At 44.8% G+C, this 25,737-nt stretch carries 22 protein-coding genes, 1 pseudogene and 1 riboswitch; of the genes and pseudogenes, 8 read left to right on the top strand and 15 right to left on the bottom strand.

Translation table 11 applies throughout. The features are described from left to right. Positions 1-23 precede the first annotated feature (23 nt). Together CLHUN_RS11290 and CLHUN_RS11285 are read right to left on the bottom strand one after the other, a co-directional pair. A complete protein-coding gene (locus tag CLHUN_RS11290) occupies positions 24-599 on the bottom strand; it encodes a hydrolase (RefSeq protein WP_080064703.1) in 576 nt (191 codons plus the stop codon). Positions 600-733: 134 nt separating this feature from the next. Next, positions 734-1,909, bottom strand: a complete 1,176-nt coding sequence (locus CLHUN_RS11285; protein ID WP_080064702.1) for a MalY/PatB family protein — start codon at positions 1,907-1,909, stop codon at positions 734-736. A 296-nt stretch (positions 1,910-2,205) separates the two neighbouring features. On the opposite strand from CLHUN_RS11285, the gene cysK reads away from it, so the two are divergent. From cysK to coaBC, 3 genes are all read left to right on the top strand, one after another. After that, the gene (cysK, locus tag CLHUN_RS11280; protein WP_080064701.1) at positions 2,206-3,138 is read left to right on the top strand and encodes a cysteine synthase A; all 933 of its coding nucleotides are present in this window, start codon (positions 2,206-2,208) and stop codon (positions 3,136-3,138) included. 219 nt (positions 3,139-3,357) lie between these two features. Next, positions 3,358-4,164, top strand: a complete 807-nt coding sequence (locus CLHUN_RS11275) for a phosphopantothenoylcysteine decarboxylase domain-containing protein (protein ID WP_080064700.1) — start codon at positions 3,358-3,360, stop codon at positions 4,162-4,164. Between the two features lie 69 nt (positions 4,165-4,233). After that, positions 4,234-4,779, top strand: a complete 546-nt coding sequence (gene coaBC / locus CLHUN_RS11270; RefSeq protein WP_080064699.1) for a bifunctional phosphopantothenoylcysteine decarboxylase/phosphopantothenate--cysteine ligase CoaBC — start codon at positions 4,234-4,236, stop codon at positions 4,777-4,779. A gap of 65 nt (positions 4,780-4,844) precedes the next feature. Here the strand turns inward: coaBC and CLHUN_RS11265 are convergent, their stop codons facing one another. Beyond that, on the bottom strand, positions 4,845-6,350 hold the full coding sequence (locus CLHUN_RS11265; protein ID WP_080064698.1) for a family 43 glycosylhydrolase: 1,506 nt from the start codon (positions 6,348-6,350) through the stop codon (positions 4,845-4,847). Between the two features lie 178 nt (positions 6,351-6,528). On the opposite strand from CLHUN_RS11265, the gene hydE reads away from it, so the two are divergent. Beyond that, complete coding sequence (hydE, locus tag CLHUN_RS11260; RefSeq protein WP_080064697.1) at positions 6,529-7,566, top strand: [FeFe] hydrogenase H-cluster radical SAM maturase HydE; 1,038 nt, start codon at positions 6,529-6,531, stop codon at positions 7,564-7,566. 124 nt (positions 7,567-7,690) lie between these two features. Here hydE and CLHUN_RS11255 read toward each other — a convergent pair whose 3' ends face one another. Together CLHUN_RS11255 and CLHUN_RS11250 are read right to left on the bottom strand one after the other, a co-directional pair. Further along, positions 7,691-8,791 carry a sugar kinase gene (locus CLHUN_RS11255; protein ID WP_080064696.1) on the bottom strand — a complete coding sequence of 367 codons (1,101 nt, stop codon included), beginning with the start codon at positions 8,789-8,791 and terminating at the stop codon, positions 7,691-7,693. A 23-nt stretch (positions 8,792-8,814) separates the two neighbouring features. Beyond that, positions 8,815-9,456: a bifunctional 2-keto-4-hydroxyglutarate aldolase/2-keto-3-deoxy-6-phosphogluconate aldolase gene (locus CLHUN_RS11250; protein WP_080064695.1), complete on the bottom strand. Its 642-nt coding sequence runs from the start codon at positions 9,454-9,456 to the stop codon at positions 8,815-8,817. Positions 9,457-9,851: 395 nt separating this feature from the next. Here CLHUN_RS11250 and CLHUN_RS11245 point away from each other — a divergent pair, with 395 nt between their 5' ends. Beyond that, positions 9,852-10,523: a GntR family transcriptional regulator gene (locus CLHUN_RS11245; protein WP_080064694.1), complete on the top strand. Its 672-nt coding sequence runs from the start codon at positions 9,852-9,854 to the stop codon at positions 10,521-10,523. On the opposite strand, the gene CLHUN_RS11240 is transcribed toward CLHUN_RS11245, so the two are convergent. The 3 genes and pseudogenes from CLHUN_RS11240 to CLHUN_RS11230 form a co-directional block, all read right to left on the bottom strand. Then, positions 10,492-11,247 (bottom strand): DUF2238 domain-containing protein, encoded by a 756-nt coding sequence (locus CLHUN_RS11240; RefSeq protein ID WP_080064693.1) that lies wholly within the window; start codon positions 11,245-11,247, stop codon positions 10,492-10,494. The two genes, CLHUN_RS11245 and CLHUN_RS11240, sit on opposite strands and share 32 nt — an antisense overlap. A gap of 238 nt (positions 11,248-11,485) precedes the next feature. Continuing rightward, on the bottom strand, positions 11,486-12,655 hold the full coding sequence (locus CLHUN_RS11235) for an iron-containing alcohol dehydrogenase (protein ID WP_080064692.1): 1,170 nt from the start codon (positions 12,653-12,655) through the stop codon (positions 11,486-11,488). Positions 12,656-13,095: 440 nt separating this feature from the next. Further along, positions 13,096-14,841 (bottom strand): annotated as a pseudogene (locus CLHUN_RS11230) (iron-containing alcohol dehydrogenase); the annotation flags it as partial. 431 nt (positions 14,842-15,272) lie between these two features. Here CLHUN_RS11230 and CLHUN_RS11225 point away from each other — a divergent pair. Further along, positions 15,273-15,911, top strand: a complete 639-nt coding sequence (locus CLHUN_RS11225) for a corrinoid protein (RefSeq protein ID WP_080064691.1) — start codon at positions 15,273-15,275, stop codon at positions 15,909-15,911. 168 nt (positions 15,912-16,079) lie between these two features. Here the strand turns inward: CLHUN_RS11225 and CLHUN_RS11220 are convergent, their stop codons facing one another. Further along, positions 16,080-16,313, bottom strand: a complete 234-nt coding sequence (locus tag CLHUN_RS11220; protein ID WP_080064690.1) for an HPr family phosphocarrier protein — start codon at positions 16,311-16,313, stop codon at positions 16,080-16,082. Between the two features lie 132 nt (positions 16,314-16,445). On the opposite strand from CLHUN_RS11220, the gene CLHUN_RS11215 reads away from it, so the two are divergent. Beyond that, positions 16,446-17,204 (top strand): DUF1638 domain-containing protein, encoded by a 759-nt coding sequence (locus tag CLHUN_RS11215; protein WP_080064689.1) that lies wholly within the window; start codon positions 16,446-16,448, stop codon positions 17,202-17,204. A gap of 41 nt (positions 17,205-17,245) precedes the next feature. Beyond that, positions 17,246-19,153: an ASKHA domain-containing protein gene (locus CLHUN_RS11210; RefSeq protein ID WP_080064688.1), complete on the top strand. Its 1,908-nt coding sequence runs from the start codon at positions 17,246-17,248 to the stop codon at positions 19,151-19,153. A 33-nt stretch (positions 19,154-19,186) separates the two neighbouring features. On the opposite strand, the gene cobS is transcribed toward CLHUN_RS11210, so the two are convergent. From cobS to CLHUN_RS11180, 6 genes are all read right to left on the bottom strand, one after another. Continuing rightward, on the bottom strand, positions 19,187-19,936 hold the full coding sequence (cobS, locus tag CLHUN_RS11205) for an adenosylcobinamide-GDP ribazoletransferase (protein ID WP_080064687.1): 750 nt from the start codon (positions 19,934-19,936) through the stop codon (positions 19,187-19,189). Between the two features lie 4 nt (positions 19,937-19,940). Further along, positions 19,941-20,501: a bifunctional adenosylcobinamide kinase/adenosylcobinamide-phosphate guanylyltransferase gene (gene cobU, locus CLHUN_RS11200; protein ID WP_080064686.1), complete on the bottom strand. Its 561-nt coding sequence runs from the start codon at positions 20,499-20,501 to the stop codon at positions 19,941-19,943. A 116-nt stretch (positions 20,502-20,617) separates the two neighbouring features. Then, positions 20,618-21,835 carry an ABC transporter ATP-binding protein gene (locus CLHUN_RS11195; protein WP_080064685.1) on the bottom strand — a complete coding sequence of 406 codons (1,218 nt, stop codon included), beginning with the start codon at positions 21,833-21,835 and terminating at the stop codon, positions 20,618-20,620. Position 21,836: 1 nt separating this feature from the next. Next, entirely contained in the window at positions 21,837-22,874 is a 1,038-nt protein-coding gene (locus CLHUN_RS11190) for a FecCD family ABC transporter permease (protein ID WP_242656502.1), read from the bottom strand. 103 nt (positions 22,875-22,977) lie between these two features. After that, positions 22,978-24,045, bottom strand: coding sequence for an ABC transporter substrate-binding protein (locus CLHUN_RS11185; RefSeq protein ID WP_080064683.1), 1,068 nt, complete (start codon positions 24,043-24,045; stop codon positions 22,978-22,980). A 214-nt stretch (positions 24,046-24,259) separates the two neighbouring features. Continuing rightward, positions 24,260-24,426: riboswitch (cobalamin riboswitch) on the bottom strand. Between the two features lie 87 nt (positions 24,427-24,513). Next, a complete protein-coding gene (locus CLHUN_RS11180) occupies positions 24,514-25,692 on the bottom strand; it encodes a phosphopentomutase (RefSeq protein WP_080064682.1) in 1,179 nt (392 codons plus the stop codon). Positions 25,693-25,737: the final 45 nt, after the last annotated feature.

Raw genomic sequence — 25,737 nt, 5'->3', positions numbered from 1 at the left:
CTTTGGTAATATCTATTGTACCTTTATGCCAGCATAATAGCAATGGCAGCCTCACATTCCCTCATTGCCAGGATGGTCTGCTCTATGAGATAATCCAGCTCCCAGCCCAGCATGGCCGCACCCCGTTCAATAACTTCACGGGAGCAGCCTGCCGCAAAGTTTGATGTCTTGTACTTTTTCTTCACTGATTTAACCTCAAGGTCTGAAACACTTTTGGAGGGGCGCATAAGGGCAACCGCACCAATGAGACCGGTCAACTCGTCTACGGCGTACAACACTTTCTCCATCTGATGTTCGGGCACTATATCTACGGTAAGGGCATAACCGTGGCTGGCAGTTGCATGGATGACTGCCGGCTCGATGCCTCTTTCCGCCATAATTTCCTGCTGCTTTATACAATGCTGTTCAGGATATTGCTCGAAATCCAGGTCATGGAGCAGACCTACGATTCCCCAGAAGTCCTCCTCCTTTTCATAGCCCAGCTTTCCTGCAAAATATCTCATGGTGCCCTCAACAATCAAAGCATGTCTCAGATGAAAGGACTCCTTGTTGTACTCCGTCAATAAAGCCCACGCCTCTTCTCTTGTCAATTTGCTCATTATCATCCCACGTATAATCCGGTTCTCATCTTCCGGCCCGGATTATATTCCTTTCTCCCCAAATTCCACGGGGTTGATTATTTCCTGTATTGTTATATTTTATGTTGTCCGGTTATTTTGGCCGTCAAAGGTATTTACAGCCTTCTGACCGCTTTTTCCAACTGTCCCAGGGCTCTTGTAAGTATTCCCCTGGGGCAGGCTATATTTACCCTTTGGAAGCCCCGCCCCTCCTCACCGAACATCAATCCGTTATCCAACCAGAGCTTTGCCTGGTTTATAACAAGGTCCTCAAGGCTGTCATCGGATAAACCCAAGCCGCTGAAATCCAGCCACAAAAGATAAGTTCCCTGAGGCTCCACCAGCCTTATTTCAGGAAGTCTTTCAGCCAGGAATTCACGTACATACGAAAGATTATCCGTCAGGTAGCTCTTTAGCTGGTTAAGCCACTGTGCACCATGCTCGTATGCCGCCTGGCAGGCCACAAGTCCCATGGTGTTTAACTGGCTGTACCCGCTTTTTACTATTTCCTCCTGAAAGCCTTTCTTTAAGGCAGGATTTTGTATAAATATGTTTGACACTTGGAGGCCTGCCAGATTGAAGGTCTTGCTGGGTGCGGTGCAGGTGATGGTATTGCTCATATATTCCGGCTTGAGACTTGAAAAAATCAGGTGTCTGTGGCCTTCATATATGAAATCTGCGTGGATTTCATCCGCAAGCACTATCACATCATGTTTCAGACATATATCTCCAAGAGTGGTCAGTTCCTCTTTAGTCCACACCCTTCCCACCGGATTGTGGGGATTGCACAGAATAAACAGCCTGACATCTTCCGCAGTGATTTTGGCTTCCAGATCTTCAAAATCCATTTTGTACTCCCCGCCAGTGTAGACAAGCGGATTATTCACCAGCTTGCGCCTGTTGGCCAGAATGGTTTCAGAAAAGGGATAATATACCGGCTGTTGTATCATGACTCCTTCTCCCGCTTCGGTAAAGGCCTTTACAGCCATGGCAACAGCAAAAACGATTCCAGGAGTCTTCACCAGCCATTCCGGACGGATTTCCCAGCCAAAGTTACCGGAAAACCACTTATATAATGTAGCAAAATAGTCCTCCTTAACTTCAGAGTACCCGAAGATTCCATGCCGGCTGACCTTCTCCAGGGCTTCTGTAACCTGGGGGAGAGTCTTGAAATCCATATCGGCAACCCACAGCGGAATAGAGTCCTCCGGTTTTCCCCTATGTTTGGCAAAATCGTATTTAATTGAATTTGTATTTCTCCTGTCGATTATTTCATCAAAATTATATATCATATGCATTCTCCCTGTAGTTACTGAGGTTTATAATCAATTATGGACCCTTCAGACAAAAATCAACCCTATTTAAAAATATTATTATCCATAATATTACTCTGATAGAAAATCAAAGTCAATATCATACTAAACATATATTAATTATATATTTTATTCTAAAACGTATTGACAATTCTATTCTATGGGATTATAATTAATTCATAGTAATTATATATGATATGTATGAAATATAGTTGCTTTCAAACTGCATAAACCACAAACATAAACAAATAATTAATATAAAGGAGAATATGTATATGTCTAAAATTTATAAGAGCCTCACTGATTTAATAGGGAAAACACCCTTGCTGGAATTGGCAAATTATGAAAAGAAGCATGCTTTGAAAGCTAAAGTAATAGCAAAGCTTGAATACTTTAATCCTGCCGGAAGCGTAAAGGACAGAATAGCAAAAGCTATGATTGATGATGCCGAAGCAAAGGGAGTATTGAAGCCCGGTTCTGTAATAATCGAGCCTACCAGCGGAAATACAGGTATTGGTCTGGCCTCTGTTGCTGCTGCCAGAGGCTACAGGATAATTCTCACAATGCCCGAAACAATGAGTATAGAGCGCAGGAATCTCCTGAAGGCCTATGGCGCCGAACTGGTGCTTACAGAAGGTGCAAAGGGAATGAAAGGTGCCATAGCAAAGGCAGACGAACTTGCTCAGGAAACTCCCAATAGCTTTATTCCCGGACAGTTTGTGAATCCTGCAAATCCAGCGGTGCACAAAGCCACTACCGGTCCTGAAATCTGGGAGGATACCGAGGGAAAAGTAGATATATTTGTATCAGGTATCGGAACAGGCGGTACTATCAGCGGAGTAGGAGAGTATTTAAAATCCAAAAATCCCGATGTAAAGATAATCGCTGTGGAGCCTGCAAGCTCACCGGTCCTTTCCAAGGGAACTCCAGGGCCTCACAAAATCCAGGGCATCGGAGCGGGATTTGTTCCTGATACATTAAATACAAAAATTTATGACGAGATAATAACAGTGGAAAATGACGATGCCTTTGCTTCCGGAAGAGAGCTGTCAAAGGTTGAAGGGCTGCTGATCGGCATTTCCTCGGGAGCTGCCGTCTGGGCCGCTACCGAAGTGGCAAAACGCCCTGAAAATGCAGGAAAAACTATTGTTGTGCTTCTGCCTGATACAGGTGAAAGATACCTTTCAACACCTTTATTCTCTGAATAAAAGGCGGAAGGAATAATAAACGGCATATATTTGATATGTATTATTTGTCTCATTGATCCCTCTATAAAATATTTAGCTTTACTTCATCCAAATAAACAAGTGGAAGCAGTACTCAGGTTACTTGCTTCCACTTGTTTTTATGTTAAAATATAAACTAGCAGTTAATATTTATTTTATATATTAACTATCAGTTTATTATATTATACAGGAGTTCGGATTTTGAATATATTGATAACCGCAGGCGGAACCACCGAAAGAATAGACAATGTCAGAACCATAACCAACAGTTCTACCGGGAAGCTGGGTTCGGCAATAGCAGAAGCCTTTGCAGGAGCTGCTCATCTGCCTGTTGAAAAAATCTATTACCTTTGCGGACTAAATGCGGTCACCCCTGCTTCAGAACAGTCTGGTACAACCAGCATAATCAGGATAGGCAGCGTAAATGAGCTTATTGAAAAATTAAGTGAAATATTGGCGACACAAAAAATAAATGTGGTTATACACTCCATGGCTGTCAGCGACTACACTGTGGATAGTCTCACCACCAAAAGCAATATGGCGGCTTCAATGACCAGGTTTATAAAGGACAGCGGGCAAACCGGAGACTTAAGTCCTGAAACCTTTACCTCAGGAATGCTTCAGGCAGCCTTTTCCGGAAACGGGAATTTAAGCTCTGAGAATAAAATCAGCTCGGATATTGAAGATATGGTTATCGTCATGAAAAAGACCCCCAAGGTAATAAGCCTTATAAAAAAGCTTCAGCCCCATACACTCTTAATAGGCTTCAAGCTTTTAAGCAATGTTTCTCTGGAAACCCTGCTGGATACAGCTTATAGCCTTTTACTGAAAAATGGCTGCGACCTGGTGCTGGCAAATGACCTGGCTGAAATAACGCCTCTTAAACACAAGGGATATTTAATAGACCGCCATAAATCCTACGAGGAATTCCATACAAAAGCTCAGATAGCAGAGGGTATAGTCAAACGGGTGGGCAGTATCCTCACCCGGGGAAATGAAGAAAGCTGACCTTTTACCGCCTGCAGGATGCAGATGGAATACCCGGCAAAACAATACCGCTGTAAAGGAAGATGAAATATGAAAAAAAATATTGTTTTAGGTGTTACCGGCAGCATAGCCGCCTATAAAACTGCTGATATTGCCAACACATTAACCAAGAAGGGCTTTAATGTGGAAGTAATCATGACCAGGAGTGCCATGGAATTTGTGACACCCCTTACCTTTCAGTCACTCACCAAAAATAAAGTCTATTATGATATGTTTGAGGAAATAACGCCGAGTGAAATAAAACATATTTCACTTGCAAAAAAAGCCGACCTGTGCCTTATAGCTCCCGCCTCTGCAAATATCCTGGGAAAACTTGCAAACGGAATAGCAGACGACATGCTTTCTACGGTAGTAATGGCCATGTGCAATGTGCCTGTTTATATTTGTCCCGCAATGAATACAAATATGTACAACAACCCCATAGTTCAAAGAAATATTAATACACTGTCCCAATTGGGATATCACTTTATTGAGCCGAAGGAAGCCGTTCTGGCCTGCGGAGATTTGGGCAAGGGGGCTCTTGCCGATGTGGACAGGATAGTCAGTACCGTTGAGGCCCGGTTCCACCCTCTGTAGCACTGGTCCCAGAAATTTACGTGCCATACTCCCAAAGCGTACGGCACGTAAATATGAAGGAGCCGTTACCGTATGGAAATATCATCGTAGGCAGCAGTATTTGCAAAACCTTTTCCCGAATCAAAGGCAATTCTGTCAAACTGGGTGACTGTACCCGTAAAGCTGCAGCCGGCTTTGATTTTGACTCCATCGATATATGCATCAAATTTCTGAGTTGCCGTATCGGCTACAATTCTCAATTGATACCAGGTGTTGCCCGATACAGTCTGAATTATATTTCTGGTGGACGTACCCGTTAACCAGCCCAGACCCTGTTCAAAATTAATAATATCTATACCAATTGAATTCCCGCTGTACAGCCTTATTCTGTCCCATCTCCCCGGATTCTCATATTTAAAGCTTATATCAAAGGTCACGCTTCCGCTCTTTGCCGGAAAATCCTTGACTGCATAACAGTAGTTTGAAGTGGTTGTATCTGATAATTGAAGTGCCTTGTCTCCGTCTATGGAGAGCACCTGTATATTTGTGGCCTCAGGCTGGCTGACGGTCCATTGGTAGGGGTCGGCATTTGTCAGTATCCCTCCGAAGGTATACGTGTGATAGTCGTTGGCTATTGCGCCAAACTCAGCAGCGGCTTTAACCGTATCCGTATAATTCATGGTTACAGAAGAACCATTAATAATCAGAGGAAGCATGAGATATGAAGAATCGCTGACCTTGCCTCCCCATGCACCTGCCCACCTGTCCGCCAGAAAGACAAAGCCGCTGCCCACCGGGAATACACACGCCCCCTGGGAATCATAGCAGGTGGCATCTCCCAGGTTGGTCAAACCCGTCCAGCCTGAGGATATGGCTTTTGAAGTGGCATATTTCTGCTGATTTGGGCTCCACCCGGTGCAGCCGGAGGTTATAAGGTAATAAGTATCTTCTTTTTTAAACATACATGGCGCCTCTCTCTTTTGTCCCGGCCATAGAGTTACAACCTGTGAAGCTATTGATTTATAGTCGGAGGACAGCCTGTACACTATCAGGTCTGCGTTTTCATTGGCAGCAGATATGAAATATCCTGTGCCGTCCGAGTCTACAAAAGTAGTACAATCCCTGGACATATTATTGTTTGGTCTGAAACTGCCGGTATAGGTAAAGGGGCCGGTGGGGCTGGAGCTGTATGCGACGGCAGCCCTTGCAAGTGAATAATCCCTTCCGTTCTCATAATGCATCCACATTACGTATTGGTTTGTAGAAGCATTATACATTACCTTGGGCCTTTCGATATTGCAACTGTTCAATTCAGCCGCAGAGCTTTTTGATAAGGCGGCCCCCCTGTCCGTCCAATTTACAAGATCGGTTGAGGAGTATACCTTTACCGATACAAACAGGTTGCTCGCATCACGGTTTTCACCATACCAGTAATAGGTATCGCCCACTTTGATAATACTTCCCCCATGGGCCTGGACTCCGCCAAAGCTTGTACCGTTATTTATTATTCCGATTGCTGCGAAAGTAACTGCGGGAGTAGCTGCAAAAATGACAAAAACAATCAGAAAAAAAGCGACAGACCTTTTAAGCATATTTTTACCTCCTAAAACTAAACTTTGTTATATTATAACATTTTATATAATATTTAACATAGGACACTGGTAATACCTCCCGTTACAGCATACTTTTTAAACCTGCATTTTTGTGGTATAATATAATCATTATAAATTTAGTAGGAATTAACATTTTAGTTTGAGAGGCTGCAAAAACATGAAACAGTTAATTGATAAATTATATGAAAAGCAACAGTTGGCAAAAGATGAATACATACATATTCTTAATAATATTGACGCTGCTTCAAGTGAATACCTTTTTGAAAAAGCCCGTGAGGTATCCCGGCGCAGCTTTGGAACCTCAATATATACAAGGGGCCTGATTGAGTTTACAAACTATTGCAGGAATAACTGCTATTACTGCGGAATAGGTTCAGGAAATAAAAAAGCCGATCGGTACAGGCTCAGCCGTGAGGACATATTGGACTGCTGCAAGACAGGCTATGAGTTGGGCTTCCGTACCTTTGTCCTCCAGGGAGGGGAAGACAACCACTATTCTGATAAGGATATCGTTGAAATAATTACATCAATAAAGCAAGACTATCCTGATTGTGCCATAACACTTTCAACAGGTGAAAAAAGCAGCTCCTCCTATCAGAAATATTTTGAGGCAGGAGCCGACCGGTACCTGCTGCGGCACGAGACAGCCAACGATGAGCATTACAGCCGCCTTCATCCTGAAAGCTTATCTCTGGCCGACAGGAAACGGTGCCTGTATAGCCTTAAGGAAATAGGCTTCCAGGTTGGGACAGGCTTCATGGTAGGTTCTCCCTATCAGACCACCGCAACCCTGGCAGAAGACCTTTTGTTTATAAAGGAATTCAACCCTCATATGGTAGGAATCGGCCCCTTTATACCACACAGTGAGACCAGGTTTGCCTCCGAAGCTGCAGGCAGTCTTGAGCTTACGCTGGTTTTGATAGCCTTAATCCGTTTAATGCTTCCAAAGTCGCTTATACCCGCTACTACCGCACTTGGGACCATAAATCCCCAGGGTCGTGAAAAAGGTATCCTGGCAGGAGCAAATGTAGTCATGCCAAACCTCTCCCCGGTATCGGTGAGAAAGAAGTACTCCCTGTACGACAACAAGATATGTACCGGCGAAGAAGCGGCAGAATGCAGATTTTGCCTGGCTGGCAGAATGGAGAAAATCGGGTATCAATTGGTGGTGGACAGAGGGGATTACAAGGGCTGACCTGTCCTGGGTTTTCACCCTCGAAAACAATAAGGCACAGCGCGGCTATGACTTGATGATCAAGCCATAGCCGCGCTGTGCCTGTATTAGGCAAAAACCTTCATGAAGGAGCAATTTTACCTGATTATCTTACCACTCTTGCCCCAAGCCCCTTCATTACACCTTCAACTTCCTTCAGACTGGCCATGGAAGTATCTCCGGGAGTAGTCATGGCCAATGCGCCGTGGGCAACTCCATAATTTACTGCCTTCTGTGCATCCCCGGCAGTCATGAGTCCGTAAACCAGACCGGATGCAAAGCTGTCTCCTCCGCCTACCCTGTCATATATTTCAAGTCCAGGGAACTCAATTGATCTGTAAATCTTGCCCTCTGCCCAGCAAATGGCGCTCCAGTCATTTACCGTAGCTGTTTTAACCCCTCTCAGAGTTGTTGCAACAACCTTCATGTTGGGGTACTCTTTAACAACCCTGTCTATCATCTTTTTGTAGCCTTCAATGTCAAGCTCCTTCAGATTTGAATCATTGCCTTCCACCTCAAAACCCAGGCACTGTGTAAAATCTTCTTCATTTCCTATCATAACGTCAATGTACTTGGCTATTTCCTTGTTAACCTCCTGCGCCTTCTTGTTTCCGCCGATGTAATTCCACAGGGAAGGCCTGTAATTAAGGTCATAGGATACTATCGTGTTATATTTTTTTGCAGTCTTGACAGCTTCTATTACTACCTGTGGCGTAGTCTCGGACAAAGCTGCAAAAATGCCTCCGGTGTGGAACCACCTCACACCCAGTTCACCGAATATATACTCCCAGTCCATATCTCCCGCCTTAAGCTGGGATGCTGCGGTATTCGCCCTGTCGGAAACCCCAAGGGCCGCTCTTATTCCAAAGCCTTTTTCGGTGAAGTTCAGTCCGTTTCTTACTGCACGGCCAATCCCATCATATGGAACCCACTTGATCAAAGAGGTGTCTACCCCGCCCTGCAATATAAAGTCCTCAATAAGTCTTCCTATATCATTTTCAGCAAAAGCAGTAACAACGGCACAGTTCATTCCAAAGCACTTGCGAAGCCCTCTGGAAACATTGTATTCCCCTCCGCCCTCCCAGGCCTTGAATTCCCTGGTATTTTTTATTCTGCCGTCTCCGGGATCAAGTCTGAGCATTACCTCTCCCAATGATATGCAATCGTATTTATAACTGCCCTCTGGTTTTAAACTAAGAATAGACATGAAACAACCTCCTGTAATTTATCCTAAACCCTGGCTTCCTTTACCTTTTCAACAAATTGCTTTCCAATGGCAACTATTGATTCATAATCGCCCTTCTTAGCACCGGCGGTAAGATTCCCCCCTACTCCCACAGCAACACTTCCGGCTTTGATCCATTCTCCTACATTGTCAAGGTTCACTCCCCCTGTAGGCATAAGCTTAATATATGGCAGCGGCCCCTTGAAAGCCTTAATGATTGCAGGTCCAAACAGTTCTCCCGGGAAAACCTTTATAATATCGGCACCGGCTTCCATAGCCTCCACAGCTTCTTTAACAGTCATTGCTCCCGGCATGCAGGCAACCTGGTATCTGTTGCACACCTTGACCACTTCCGTATTGAGGCATGGGCTTACGATAAACTGGGCTCCTGCCAGTATGGCAGCTCTTGCAGTTTCAGGGTCGAGAATTGTTCCTGCTCCAATGAGCATCTTACCGTCCTTGTTTGCCTTGGCAAGTTCCTTTATAACATCCAGGGCTCCGTTAACAGTAAAAGTAATTTCGATGGCATTTATTCCTGCCTGAATACAGGAATCTGTTATTTTCATAGCCTGCTCGGCACTTTCTGCCCTTACAACTGCTACCACACCGCAATCACAGATTTTCTGCAAAACTTCATTCTTATCCATGTTATATCTATCTCCTTTTCCCATATAGGTTTATTGTTCTTCTCAAAGTCAATTGCTATGTACCGTCAAAAAACCAAAGACTTTTTTAGGCCAACTGACAATAGAAAAAGTTATTGATAAACTACATCTTATATATTAATATACTAATATACAAGTTCAGTGTCAATAGTTCAAACCGTATCACATTGAGCACAATATTCAGTCGTACATTTGTGTATTTACACAAATGTACGACTACTTATGCTAAAATATTAATTATTGCAAAAAGTACAGCAAAAGAGGTTAGCGTGAAAGATGATACATGTGGTAAGTCAAAGTGAATTTCACGCAGCGAAAGCCACTGCGTATCTTTCATTACTATTTGTGTACGCGCTGTGCGCGTAGATGGAGATATTATGATTAAATATGCCAGGAATATGCTTCCCTTGAAGGAAGTTATCTATTTGGAAGTTAAAAATAAAATATTGAATCTTGAGTACAAACCCGGTCAGATGATCAGCGAGAACGAAATAGCAGAGTCGTTAAACGTCAGCCGGACTCCTGTCAGAGAGGTTTTTATCAGGCTGTCCTATGAAAAGCTGCTTAACATATACCCTCAGAAGGGAACCTTTGTGTCGCTGATAGACCTGCCCTTTGTGGGCGAAAGCGTGTATATGCGGGATCTGCTGGAAAATCAGATCGTTAGCGGAATAATTGAAAACGGCGGTCTTCTCCCCCATGAAATAAGGAAAAACCTTCGCCAGCAAAAGGAACTGGTAGAAGAAGCCGGAACCGTGGAAGAATTTCTTGAATTGGACAATGAATATCACAGAGTCATATTTAAGACTGCCGGGCATGAAACCATATGGGATATAATAAGCACAACCAGAATTCATTATAACAGGTACAGGGTATTGACCATGTACGAACCGGAAATGCTCAGAAAGGTGTACCTGGAGCATCAAAATATTGTGGAACGGATTGAGGCCCGTGATTCAGCCTGCTGCTCTATCTTAAAACAGCATCATTATTCCGGTCTCGATCACTCAAAGGTTCTCAAAGAGAAGTATCCTGATTACTTTTTATAGGCCTTATCCTGGTTACTGCAAACTTTTCAAGCCAGCCCTTCTTAAATCTAAGGGAGATGTAACCCATAACGCTGGTGCCAAGTGCACCGAGAGCATCAACAATCAAGTCCTTCATTGTATCTGCCAGGGCATCCCTCCCTATTCTGAGACTGCCGTTTTCATAGGCAAACTTCTGCATATTCAATCCCAGCAGCTTATCAAAGGAGAACTCATATACCTCCCACAATGCGCCAATGGCAAGTGCAAAGGAAAATGCAAAAACCGCTACGAACAGGGGACTGAGGTTGATGCTTACTTTTTCGGAATCATTCAGCAGCCTGACTATGGAAAACCCCAGGGCTCCTATCATGGCACCGCTGAAGGTATGCAAAACCGTATCCCAGTGGGGTATGTGGTAATAGAAGCTTCGAACCTCCCCCAGATATATGGCCGCATAAAGAAAGATAACGAAAACTATATGCATAAAGCTGGGAACATTTATCTGAAGCTTTCTTTCCAGAATTGACGGAAGAAACATTATGATAATACCCATAATGCACTGAATGAGCATAAGCACGTAATCACTTTTCAGCTTTTGAAACCTGACCTCCGCAACAGCACCTGACGGTGACAAAATTACATGTATAAGTGAGAACGCGGTTGATGCCACAAGAGTTGCAAATACAAACCAAAAGGTTATCTTTTCCCAATTTGCCTTTCTGAATGCGAATCTTTTATTTACCATCCCATACCTTTGTCCTTATAGATATATTGAAAACTGTTTTATATATTATAGCATTTATTTATTGAATCTGAACATAAAAATACGCCACAACAACTTAGGAAATAAATACCGTCCTTAATGAGGCCCCAGCTAAAAATCTCTACAAATGCAAAAGAGCCTCTGCAGGGCAAACCTTCAGTTCGCCTGTAAAAGCCCTTCTGCAATTTATCAGTTATAGAAATTTATGAGTTATTGCAATTTATTTATAAGACTTTTTCAGTATCTCCACCACATTTTCATCACTGAGTTCAGCAGGGTCACAGGCAAAAAGTCCACCCATGGTGTGTCTGGCGTTTCTGGCCAGGGCTTCTATCTCACCGGCCTTTATTCCATAGTCGGACATTTTAAGTCCATAGACACCGCAGGCCTTTTGCAGATCAACCAAAGCAGCTACAAAGTCCATTGGCTCGCTTGCATCCTTCTTTCCAAGTGCTGCCGCCATATCCACAAGCCTTTGGTCACAAGAGCCGGATTTTGCAAAGAAGGTGTAGTAAGCTTCGCTTACCATGATGAGCCCTGCTCCATGGGGAAGCTCCGGATGAAATGCACTGAGGGCATGTTCAAGTGAATGCTCCGAGGTACAGCCGGAGGTAGACTCCACCATTCCGGCAACCGTGTTTGCCAGGGCTACCTTTTCCCGGGCTTCTTCATTTGAGCCCTCATTTACTGCTGTGGGAAGATATTTCCCTAAAAGCTGTATGCTCTTAATCGCATACATATCGCTCATTTCATTTGCAAATCTGTTGACATAGCCTTCCGTGCTGTGGAACAGAGCATCAAAACCCTGATACGCCGTCAGATGCGGCGGCACGGTCATCATCAGATCCGGATCCACAATTGACAGGACGGGGAATGTCTTGTCATACCCAAAACCTATTTTTTCATTGCTTTCATCATTTGTGATAACGGTCCAGGGATCTGCCTCTGTCCCTGTTCCTGCGGTTGTTGTAATTGCCACTACGGGCAACGGATCATTTGGCACCGGCATTGCCTTTCCCGAGCCCCCGCCTATATAGTCCCAGTAGTCCCCGGGATTTGTGGCCATGACCGCTATTGATTTTGATGAATCAATGCTGCTGCCTCCGCCAAGACCGATGACAAAATCACAGCCGTTTCCTGCTGCCAGCGCCGCACCTTCCATTACATGCGGTTTTATGGGGTTCGGTAATATTTTATCGAATATGACATAATCTATATCTGCCTTTTTTAATTGGTCTTCCAGCCTTGCAAGGTAACCATATTTTTTCATGGACATGCCTGCCGAAGTGACTATTAATGCTTTTCTGCCGGGCAGGGCCTGTTTGTGCAACTGCTCAAGCTGTCCCTTGCCAAACAGTACTCTGGTAGGAATGTAATAGTTAAAACTCATAAGCTTTGCCTCCTTCAATCTATAAATCTTTCTTATTTATACCCTGATACCATTTTCATAAATCATTTTATATTAAATTATAAACATTATCCTTTCAATATTTGCTCAAAATCAGTCGAAATCTATGAAAATCTTTTGTCAGCAGCTCTCAGCCATTTAATTTCAATATATTAAACAAAAAAACAACCGCCTGCATATTTCAAGTATCCTGCAGGCGGCCGTTTTTACCAAACATTTATGGAACTGTCAATTGGCAGGAAAGGGGTGAGGAGATCAACAATAAAATGAATAATTATAGAAATATTCCCGCCAATGATATGATTGTTGTTTTACTTTCCGTAATATGCTCTAAGGTACATATCCTTTAATTCACTCATTAATGGATATCTGGGATTTGCGCCTGTGCACTGGTCGTCAAAAGCCTGTTCAACCATTTCGTCCTTTCTGATATCCATAAATCTCATGGCCAGATCCTGGAAGTCCACCTCAGGATGCTCGTATAAAGTCCACATTATCTTGCCGGCATCCATGGCCGAGCCTCCTCCAAGAGCAATTATCACGTCCGGATTGAATTCCCTCATGGCCTCCGCACCCAGCTTTGCACATGCAAGCGTAGGATCGGGAGCCACATCAAAGAAGGTATGATATTTAATATTCATGGTATCCAGCAGGTCCGTAACAGGTTTTGTATACCCGTTATTAAACAGGAAGGAATCTGTGACAATGAAAGCCCTCTTCTTGTTCATCACATCCTTCAGTTCCTTTAAAGCCACTCCCAGACAGCCTTTTTTGAAATATATCTTTTCAGGAGTTCTAAACCAAAGCATATTCTCTCTCCTTTCGGCTACGGTCTTGATGTTAATCAGGTGCTTGACCCCTACGTTTTCAGATACCGAGTTGCCTCCCCAGGAGCCGCAGCCCAGGGTCAGAGAAGGAGCCAGCTTGAAATTGTACAGATCCCCTATACCGCCGTGTGAAGACGGCGTGTTCACAAGAATTCTGCAGGTTTTCATGGCCTGTGTGAATTTATCTATTTTAACTTTTTCATTAACTGCATCAATATAAATAGATGAGGTATGTCCAAAGCCTCCGTCTGCCACAAGCTTTTCGGCTTTTGCTACAGCCTCGTCAAAGGTCTTGGCCCTATACATGGCAAGTACCGGTGAGAGCTTTTCGTGTGCGAAAGCTTCAGTTAATTCAACAGATTCCACCTCCCCAACCAGTATCTTTGTTTCAACAGGTACTTCAAAGCCTGCCAGTTTTGCGATGGTGTATGCAGTCTGACCCACTATCTTGGCGTTCAATGCGCCGTTTACAAGGAGTATCTCCCTCGTTTTCTGAGTCTGTTCCTTATTAAGGAAGTACGCACCTCTGAGTGTGAACTCCTTCTTTACATCGTTGTATATCTTATCCAGTACAATGACCGCCTGCTCTGAAGCACAAATCATACCGTTATCAAAGGTCTTTGAAACAAGTATTGAGCTTACCGCTGTTTTTAAATCGGCAGTGTCATCAATAATTGCGGGAGTATTGCCTGCGCCCACGCCTATGGCAGGTTTTCCTGAAGAATATGCCGCCCTTACCATACCCGGTCCGCCGGTGGCCAGTATTATATTTGCCTCTTTCATTACGCGTTCTGAGAGTTCTATGGTAGGCTCGTCTATCCACCCGATAATCCCCTTGGGAGCACCTGCTGCAACTGCCGCTTCAAGTATGATACCTGCTGCTTCTATTGTAGATTTTTTTGCTCTGGGGTGGGGAGAGAATATTATGCCGTTTCTGGTTTTAAGCGCCAGCAGAGCCTTAAATATAGCTGTTGATGTAGGATTTGTGGTTGGTACGATGGCAGCTATGACACCCAGCGGTTCAGCAATCTTTGTTATTCCAAAAGCGTCGTCTCTTTCCAGAACTCCGCAGGTCCTGGTGTCTTTATAAGCATTGTATATATATTCTGCTGCATAGTGATTCTTTATTACCTTGTCTTCCACAACACCCATACCGGTCTCAGCCTGAGCCATTTTAGCCAGAGGAATTCTTTTCTTGTTGGCTGCCAGAGCTGCTGCAGCAAATATTTTGTCAACCTGCTCCTGGGAATAGGTTGCAAAGACCTCTTGTGCCTGCTTGATTTCAGTGATTTTTTCCAATAATGTCTCAACACTGTTTACAATCAGATTCTTCTTAGCCATAATATTCAACCTCCATTAAGTTATAAAGCAATACAATTATTGTTATTTTTTTAACAAATAATCTTAAAAAATTTAAGCCATTCGTGTTCAGCCATTTATGGCTTAAAAAATAGGATTATTTATGGCAACACTGTTAATAATTTAACAATGTCTCTATAATTATTTTAACCCTTTGTTAATTATTTGTCAATATTATTTTTATAATTATTTTTACATTCTATATTATAAATAAGGCACAAAATGGGATTTTTTCCCTTGTGATTCCTGACATTTTTTATAGTCCCGGCTTCTCTGCTATAATAAAAATTTTTGTAAATAATTTATATACAGAAGGAAAAAAGTTTATACAAATCAGTCGTTTTATATTACAATGTGTATATGTATTGTACAGTTTAGCACGCTAAAGCGTACTAGAAACAGGAGAATATCAAATGAGCATACTGGATGAAATTTCACAAAACCTTCAGATAGGAAAAGCTAAAATTGTAAAAGAGCTGGTTCAAAAGGCCCTGGGCGAGGGCATAAAGCCCCAGGAAATCCTGAATAACGGTCTTCTTCCCGGAATGGCAGTAATAGGTGAAAAATTTAAACGTGACGAAATATATGTTCCCGATGTAATGATTGCCGCAAGGGCAATGACTATGGGAACAGAGCTTCTCAAGCCGCTGCTGGCTTCAAGTGGAGTCAAGGCGGCAGGTAAGGTTATCCTGGGTACAGTGGCAGGTGATCTCCACGATATAGGTAAAAACCTGGTTAAGATGATGATGGAAGGCAGGGGGCTTGAAGTCATTGACCTGGGTGTAGATGTATCAGCTTCAAGATTCGTTGAGACTGCCATAAATGAAAACGCTCATATTATAGCCTGCTCCACTCTGCTGACCACCACTATGGCCGAAATGGACAGTGTGGTAAAAGCTGCGGTAAGCGCAGGAATAAGAGACAAGATTGCCATTATGATAGGCGGCGCTCCTGTAACACAGAGTTTCTGCGAAACAATTTCCGCCGACTACTATACGGCAGATGCAGCCTCAGCGGCCGACGCGGCCTCCGAATACTGTCAGGGCCGCTAGTGGTCTGTAACCTCTGGCTTCATACATTGCCGGCGGTTAAATTTTCCCAGGACGTCGTCAGTTGGAATAAGACGATTATTCCGGCCTCCTCCGCCTGGTCCTGAAAAAATCCCCCCGCCCGGCTATGGCAGAGCCCATGCTGAGCTCTCGCCGTAACTATTTCAGCATTTAAAAAATATGCATATACTGGTCCAGTTCCTTAAATAGCTTGTTTGTGTCTGCATCATCAGGCACAACAAGTGTTAAAGGTTCATCAAGCTTGAGAATGAACATCCCCAGGATGGATTTTGCATCTGCCATTCCGCTTTTTCCATGAATCCAGATGTCGAAGGGGTACTGGCTTACAATCCGGTTGATTGCTTCAATGTCTTTCACATTTTTAATCTTAATAGGCTTCACCATATTGAAAAACTCCTCTCTCCGTATGAAAATACCGTCTCTTAGTGTAAAATGTAATCAGGCTGTTTTATTCATCATTTATTATGTAGTATAAACACTATTATTATTTACCCTTTACATGGAGGATAAAACAAAATGCTCAGACTGAAAATTATCGCCTGCGACGTTTTGAACAGGGAGCTGTCCTATCTGGCAGGCTTATCACAGCACTATACTGATATTACCTTCCTGCATCAGGGTCTCCACGACAAGCCCGACTTTCTCAGAGAGTCTCTGCAGGAAGAAATCAACAGGGCAAATGACGGGTTTCCATATAATTATCTTGGCACCTGTCCAGCCTATGACTACATCATTATTGCATACGGACTGTGCAGCAACGGGACTGCCGGGATTTCAAGCCCCAAGGTCCCTCTTGTTATTCCCAGGGCTCATGATTGTATAACTTTATTGCTGGGTTCCAGGGAGAAATATATGGAGTTTTTTAAAAAACATCCCGGTACATACTGGTTTTCTTCCGGTTGGATTGAACGGGCCTGGCAGCCCAGTGAGCTGAAATTTTCGGTCCTGTATAAAGACTATTCCCAAAGGTATGGAGAAGAAAATGCCCAATACCTTATGGAAATGGAACAGACCTGGATGAAGGAGTATAAAAATGCCGGTTTTATACGCTGGGATTCCCTTAATAATAACGATTATTACAGAAGCTTCACAAGAAATACCGCCGATTTTTTCAAGTGGGACTACATGGAGTTTGAAGGGGGTATGGGCCTGCTATGGAATATTTTAAACGGTGAATTCAAAAGTGACGAGGTTTTAATATTACAGCCCGGCGAAGTGGTATGTGCTTCCTACGACAAGGAAATTATAAAAGCGCAGTTGTCCGGGGAAGAATAATGCTGCCGGCACATTAAAATACTTTTACAGGCGGTGAAAAAATGTTTCAGATCAAAGTTTATTCTGATGATAAAACTGCATTAATTCAAGTACCGGATAATAACAGCCTGCTCTACCACTTAAGGAGCAACGGCTTACAGGTGGACTCCCCCTGTAATGGAAACGGCACTTGCGGAAAATGCCGTGTAAAAATATTATCCCACTCCAGGCCCTTGAAGCAGCCTGGCCCGAGAGAGTCGGAACTGCTGGGCGGCGACGCTCTTTCAGAGGGGTACAGGCTGGCATGCGGCATCCCTGTGTCCTGTGATATGGAAGTGTCCCTGGATGCCCGGAATGACAGCGCAAAAATAGTAACAGAAGGTATTTCAAAGGATATTGATTCTGACCCTCCTGTTTCAAAGGTTTGCCTGAAGCTGGAGGAATCACGTCTGAGCCATCAGCGTGACGATCTGTCCAGACTTATTGACAGCATAAAAAACCCGGACTGCCACACAACACAGCACTACGGCATATGTGCCCAAAAGTCCGGAGAGCTTTATGGTGAAGCAATGCCGGATGACTCTGATTTGAGCCTGCTGCGAAGCCTGCCCTCTGCATTAAGACAGGAGGGTTCCTGTGTAACTCTTGTAACCGGCTGCTCAAAACTATTGTCCGTTGAGGCAGGTGACACCACAGCAGAACTTTACGGTGCTGCTGTGGATATAGGGACCACCACCCTGGCCTGCTACCTGTTGGATCTGAACACCGGCAAAAGGCTGTCTGTCAGTTCATTGCTAAATCCTCAAAAGATATACGGGGCTGACGTTATCTCCAGGATCAAACATGCAATGGATTCGCCTGAGGGCCTGGAACAGCTTCAAGCTCAGGTGGTCAAAGGAGTTAATGCGGGTATCTCGGCTTTGTGTGCCCAGGCTGGAATCAGTACAGCCGGTATATATGCCGTAACTCTGGCAGGCAACACCACCATGCTTCACCTGCTGACAGGAGTGGACCCGCGGAACATTGCCGCTGCTCCGTTTATTCCGGCCTTCACCCGCAGCATTAATGTAAAGGCGGCAGAGCTGGGTATTTCCATCAACCCTTCGGGACTGGCACTAATATTGCCTTCGGTTTCCGCATATATTGGGGCTGATACCGTAGCTGCCGTACTTTCAACAGGCATGTACCGGCAGGAGTCCATAGCATTGCTCATTGACATAGGAACCAACGGAGAAATGGTGCTGGGCAGCAAAGACTTCCTGTATGCCTGCTCTTCGGCTGCCGGCCCCGCCTTTGAGGGGGCAAACATCCGCAACGGAATGGGCAGTATAACAGGTGCCATCAGCAGCGTCAGCCTGACACAGGGTTTTCGCTGCACCACTATCGGCAACTCCCGTCCCATGGGCATATGTGGTACAGGAGTAGTGGACATACTTGCCCAACTGCTGGAAGCGGGAATAGTTGATGAGACCGGGAGACTTGACACTCTTTGGAAGTCAGAAAACCAGGCCCTTGCAGCTCTGTCCCGGCGTATTGTCCAGGTGGACGGAATAAATGCCTTCAGGCTTTATGAACAGGAAGAAACGCTTACAGGACGCGACATTGCCTTAACGCAAAAGGATATACGGGAACTGCAGAATGCCAAAGCCGCCATAGCGGCAGGTATCAATATTCTGGTCAAGGAAGCGGGAATAAGCTTTGATAAGATTGAGACTGTCTATCTGGCCGGAGGTTTCGGAAGCTATATAAATATTGACAGCGCTTTAAAAATCGGCCTTATACCCGGTGCTTTAAAAGGCAGGATAATCACAGTGGGAAATGCGGCGGGACAGGGTGCCGCGGAAAGTCTGCTGAACAGGAACAGCCTGAATGCCGCTTATGAGCTAAGCAGGAAAATCACATATGTGGAGCTTTCGGCCAGAAGTGATTTTAACCAACTGTTCGTGGATTGCATGCTGTTTGAGGAATAAAATACAAGGATTAATTGAAGCATGGCGAATTGATTATTGCAGGATACCGCACGCCGCTATAAGAAATATGCACTGGTTGAGTTCACAGACTGCACCCAGTATATCTCCTGTGGCGCCTCCTGTTTTCCGGCTGAAGAACCGGACAAAAAGCAGGGCTGAAAACGGCGGCAGCAGCAGCACAAACCACAGCCCCAGGTCAAAGGTCAGCAGACTGATTGCAGTATATATGGCCAAACCCCATATAAGTTCTTTCTTACCGCAAAAGTCAATAAATGATTTGCCCAGCCCCTCACCCTGCCTTGCATAGCGGGAAACAGCCGCTCCCACAAGTGATCCTGCCCTTCCCGCCATGGGCATCAATAGGATTGTCCTTAGATAATAGTCCGGATTTATCTGAGTCAGGGCTGCAAAATCCAGCAGGATTACACCTGAGACAGCAAGAACCGCATTGGTTCCCACCCTGCTGTCTCTCATTATCTCCAGTATCCTTTCCTTGGAACGGTTTGAAAATATTCCGTCAAAAGTATCTCCCAGGCCGTCCAGGTGCAATCCGCCTGTTACCAGCATATACAGTACCAGGATAATTGCAGTGACCATAACCCTTGGAAATATATATAGAAGGCCATATGCAGCCATAGTGAGCAAAGCGCCGATAACAAGCCCTACAAAGGGTGCATAAACCAATCCTTTTCCAAAATCCGAACTATTTGAAGAAATACTGATGTTTATTGGTATCCTGGTAAAAAACTGCAGCATCAGCACAAGACGTTTAAGTGCTTTCACAAACTCACCCCTTTATCTTCATCGGTATCCCTGAAACACAAAAATATACTTCATCCGCGGTTCTCGCAATAAGTTGATTCATCCTTCCCGCAATGTCCCTGAAATCCCTGCCCATTGCCGTGGGAGGCACCAGCCCCAGGCCAACTTCGTTTGCCACCAGTATGAAGGGTACGGAGCTCATTTTTGACAGGCTGATAAGCCTTTCAATCTGATGAAGTATTGTATCCTCGATTTCTTCGGCCTTTTCCCTGGAAAAGCTGTCCCAGTCAAAACCCTCATCCAGCATGAGATTTGTAATTAAAATTGTGATGCAGTCCAAAAGCACGGCACTTTTATCCCTTATTATACCTTCAAGCTCTATATCCAGATTTTTGTAGCCCTCGAAGGTTTCCCACCCGGCAGGTCTCCGCAGTATGTGCCGGGCTATTCTCTGCTCCATCTCCCGGTCAATGCGCCTGGCAGTCGCCACGTACAGCACTTTATCTCCCAGCTCCCCTGCCTTTTGTTCCGCAAAGGTACTTTTGCCGCTGCGGGCGCCCCCTGTTATAAAAATCAATTTGCCCATATATCCTCCACCCTCTGCTATTACACATTTATCACCAGACTCCGGCATTGTGCTTTAAAACCGCACCGGCTTCAATTCTCAAATTTTACGGTTTCTATCCTGCTCTTCCAGGCTCACTACAGGACTTCGTGAAGACGGGCCGAAGGTATAACTGCCGCTGCGGTCCTTTTCAGCCTGTTGTACAGCTCCAAAGCCTTGCCCTCTGTATAATCCCTGACCTCAGGCTTCTCATCCTCTATTATGACCAGCTTTTTTGCGTTCAGCGCTGCCTGGAGGTTACCCATATTTTGAAAGCCAAAGGGCATATTGCACAATATTGTAAGCTCTGAATTTTTAATATTATAAACATTTTCCGACTGCAACTCTTCCGATATTTCACAGAAGGGCTTTTCTGCCAGATATTTCACTCCAAACACCTCAGCACTGCCAATATCACTGTCACCATGAAAAAAAACACCAGCCGTCACAGTGTAGCCCTGTTCATACAGTGCACGCAGCACGGCGGTGGCTGAGCCTCCTCCTCCGATTACATGAGCCCGCCCGGATTTTTTGTGCGGGCTGAACCTGTTTATATAAATATCCAGCAATCCCGTAATCCTGTTTCTGTATACAAGTGCATTTACACCGTAAACCCTTGAGATATTTTCGGAAGTGAGCACTTCCTCAGGCTTTCCGTCGGCGGCAATTGCACCGTTGTCCAAAAGCACCAGCCGTGTACAATATCTGGCGGCAATTTTCAGGTCGTGTATGGCAGCTACTACTGTTATTCCCAGGCTGGTCAGTTCAGCAGAATACTTGAATATCTGCTCCTGATAGGTGATGTCCAGGCTTGCGGTGGGCTCATCCAGCAGAACTATCCCCGTCTCCTGGGTCAAGGTCTTGGCAAAAAGCACTCTCTGCCTCTCTCCTCCTGACATCTGGGTAATGGGACTGTTCTCAAGCCCCTGTGTATTGGTGTAGCTCATGTTGCTCCTGGCTATTTTGTGGTCTTCACCGCTTTCTCTTTTAAATCGTCCAAGGTATGGGTATCTTCCCATAAGAACTATGTCCAGTGCTGAAAAGGGAAAGCCTATAGATGTATTTTGGTGCATAAGCGCTACTTCTCTTGCCAGCTCTTTATCACCATAGGTTTTAATATGTCTGCCCTTTATTCTTACAAGCCCCTCAGCGGGATTTATCCCGTTTATACATTTCAAAAGGGTAGTCTTGCCCGCCCCGTTTGGTCCTATCAGGCCCACAAACTCTCCCTGCCGTATACTGAGGTTTATGTCGTGTAATATTTTCCTGGTGTCTATGGTAAAATCCAGCTTCTGTATTTCAATAATATTGTCCATACTATATCACAGCGCCTCCCGCCCTTTTGGATTTCAAAAGAAGATACAGGAAGTACGGGGCTCCAAGCAGTGCGGTTATTATGCCTACTCCCAGTTCATAAGGTACTGCCACCACTCTTGATATAAGGTCACAGCCCACCAGAAATATAGCGCCTCCAATGGCGCTGGCAGGCAGGAGAATCTTATGGTCCGGCCCGATTAAAAGCCTCATTATGTGAGGCACTATAAGCCCTACGAAGCTTATGGACCCGGTGACGCAGACAGCGCTTGCCGTTGCTGCCGAGACAAGAATCAATAAGACAGTTCTTAACCTGCCGGTATTCAGTCCCACAGATTTCGCCTCTTCCTCACCCATGAGCAGTACGTTGAGATCCCTTGAGAATATGCACATCAGCACAACACTTATAAATACAGGAAGGACTATCAGCCTGAAGTGCTCCCAACGCCTTCCCTCCAAGCCTCCGGTAGACCAGAAGAGAAATTCCTTGACCTGATAGTCATAAGAAATTGTCAGAATTATATTTGTTATAGCTCCAAGAAAAGTACTGATGGCTATACCCGAAAGAATCAGCGTCAATACCGGTACTTTTCCCTTTTGATAGGATAACAGGTAGATTGCCATTATGGCTAAAAAAGCCCCCGTAAAAGCAAACAATGGCATATAATACATACTGACTGCTGCCAGCCCCAACTTAATGGCCAATACCGCCCCAAGCCCGGCGCCGCTGGAAATGCCCAGTATACCCGGGTCAGCCATGGGATTTCTGAACATTCCCTGCATAACCGCTCCGGAAGCTCCCAACGCGGTACCTGCCAGCGCAGCTACTGCAACTCTGGGAAACCTCACCAGAAAAATTATAGGCTCCTGTCCCTCTGCAAAGACAGCATTTTTTAACAAACCCAGGTTCTTGAGTATTATCCTGAAGGTATCGAAAAACGGCACATAAACTGCACCCACAGCAGTGCCTGCTATGGTTATAACCAGTAAAACCATTAGCATGACAGGTATTATTCCAATTTTAAAATCAGCCTTTTTCACTATAACCTCCATTAAGTTGCCTTACTGCAAAACAAAACTTTTAAACTCTGCAAGAACTGCTGCCGGACCGGATTACCGCAAGCCCATATTGCTTCTGAAAGTGCTATTTGAACAACTCAGGATAAGCAGCTTTTGCCATATCCTCAACAGCCAGAACCGAATATTGTGAGGTAGTGCTCAAATGGTTGTAGGGAACCGATATGAGCCTGTTGTTTTTCACTGCCTTCACACCAGCCAGAGACTTGTCCTGGGCTATGGATTTTTTAAGGCTTTCCGGCGTTGCCTTGCTTGTATCATAAAACCACGAGGGTACACTGATTATATCCGGATTGTACTGGACTATCATTTCCTTCGAAAGCTGCGGCCAGCCTGTCAGCCCGGCTTGCGCCACAGGGTTTGTAAGCCCGGCCCTTGTAACAACATCGTCAAAATTTGTATCTTTGCCGCTTGTAGATCCCATTTCACTGTAATCAATAATTGTGAGCTTTTGCTGTTCCTTAAGCCCGGCAAGTTTATCCGAAACCGCCTTCAGCTTTTGCTCCATCCAATTGATTACCTCTTCTGCCTTTGCCGTGCTGTCGGTGAGTTCCCCCAGAAGCTTCAGCATTTCCTTCTGCTCATCAACATTCTTCGGCGTATTCACAACAAAAACCTTTATCCCTGAATCTCTGAGCTGCTTTATGATATTCTTGTCCTGCCAGGTATCAACCAGCACCAGGTCCGGCTGTATGGCAATTATCTTTTCCGCATTGAAATCAAGCCTTTTGCCTACTCCTTTGGCAACATCGGCTATATTTGACACAGCCGCATCATCAACATAATTTGTCATGGCAGCTATCTGACTTTTATCCACCAGAGAAAGCAGCATCTCGCATGCTCCAAGGGGAAGGCTTGCAATTTTTGAGGGTTTTGACGCTATTGTAACCTCTGTCCCGTCTGCATCCTTTAAGGTCAAAGGATACTGGACGGCCTTTGAAGCTTGGGAACCTGCCGAAGCTTCTCCGGGGGCAGCTCCCTCTGTTTGGCTTGAAGCGGCGGTATCTGATGCGGCGGACTGCACTGCAGAGACTGAAGCAGTTGATAAACCGGCAGTATTATCGGTGCCGCAGCCTGCAAACATTCCAAGGGCTACTGCGAACACCATGATTAATGACAGTATTTTAATTTTCATTTGTTTCCATCCTCCATTATAATTAACTGTTAAACTCAAAATGCCCCCAAACACAAGTGTCTGAGGGGCATGCTACTATCAATTGCAGTATATTACACTTTATAACACATTAAAAGGATTTCATCTTTTTAAATCAAGCCATACATGTATATACCGGAGTAAACATTCACCACCCCCTATCTCTCGTAGAGCAACAGTGCCAGGAAACAGCCGTGCCGTTTCCTGGATGCGGACAGGTATTCTGACTCAAGCGTCATCATTCTCCAGACCTTCCCGGGTTTAACCAGTGGCATTCCCTGGAGAACTCTTCAATTACAGCGGCGGGACCGTGCAGGCTTTATACCTGCTTCCCATGTCAGCATCCAATATAAAATTTTTCTGGTTTGTACTGATGCATGTTTCCTATGCTATCAGCCATTACATAATTATAATAATACATTAAGTCATATATGGCAAATCAATTCCAGCTTATTTTTTTATGAGGCTGTAAAAACCGTCCCCCGGAAATACCCTCTCTGTTTCAAAAATTTCTGCCAGAGTACTGGCCAGATCAGCAAAGGTTTTCCTGGTTCCAAGATTCACGTCCGCCTTTATATTCCTGCCATACAGCACCACAGGCACATATTCCCTGGAATGGTCGGTGCTTGGCGTTGTCGGATCACAGCCGTGGTCTGCAGTGATTATCAGCAGGTCCTCTTCCCTCATGGCTGAAAGAATTTCCGGAAGCCTTGCATCAAACTCTTCCAGTGCCTGCTTGTACCCCCCGGCGTTATTCCTGTGGCCGTAAACCATGTCAAAATCCACAAGGTTTGTAAATATTATTCCATTATTGTTTTCCTTCATATATTTTAGTGTCACATCCACGCCGTGCATGTTGCTTTTCGTATGTTCAGCCTGCGTGATGCCCTTTCCTGAAAAAATGTCCTCGATTTTCCCTACGGCGATTACTTCCAGGCCCTTTTCTTGTACTTTATCCAGAATAGTATCCGATGTGGGCTGGGCAGAAAAGTCCCGTCTGTTTGCAGTACGTGAAAAATCACCCGGCTGTCCCGTAAAAGGACGTGCAATGACACGGCCCACCATATTTTCTCCTTGAAGCATGTCTCTGGCAATCTGGCAAATCCGGTACAGTTCATCAACAGGAACAATTTCCTCATGTGCGGCTATCTGGAATACACTGTCTGCCGAGGTGTACACTATCAGCTTTCCCGTCTCCATATGCTCCCTGCCGTATTGCTTGATAATCTCCGTTCCTGACGCTACACAGTTTCCTAAAATTCCCCTGCCGGTGAGTTTCTGAAATCTATCCAGGATTTCCTGTGAAAATCCATCAGGATAAGTTGGAAACGGGAACTCCAGTTGAATTCCTGCCATCTCCCAATGGCCGGTAATTGTATCTTTGCCTTTGGATACCTCCGCCATTCTTCCATAGCTCCCACTGACCGCCTGAGGTATGGGCATATAATCAATTCCATCTATTTTCCCCAGGCCTAAACCACTCAAGTGCGGAAGATTAATCCCGCCGCACCCGGCGGCTATATTTCCCAAAGTATTGCTGCCTTCATCTCCGTATTCCCCTGCGTCAGGCAGTTCCCCCACTCCCACACTGTCCAGTACAATAAGTATGACTCTATTTATATCCTGCATGTCTAAACCTCCAAAGCAACTGATTTTTCAATATCTCTAATCATA

Source organism: Ruminiclostridium hungatei, assembly GCF_002051585.1.
Lineage (GTDB): Bacteria > Bacillota > Clostridia > Acetivibrionales > DSM-1351 > Ruminiclostridium > Ruminiclostridium hungatei.
The sequence above is the reverse complement of the archived record's forward strand: the minus strand, read 5'-3'. Positions and strand labels throughout refer to the sequence as shown.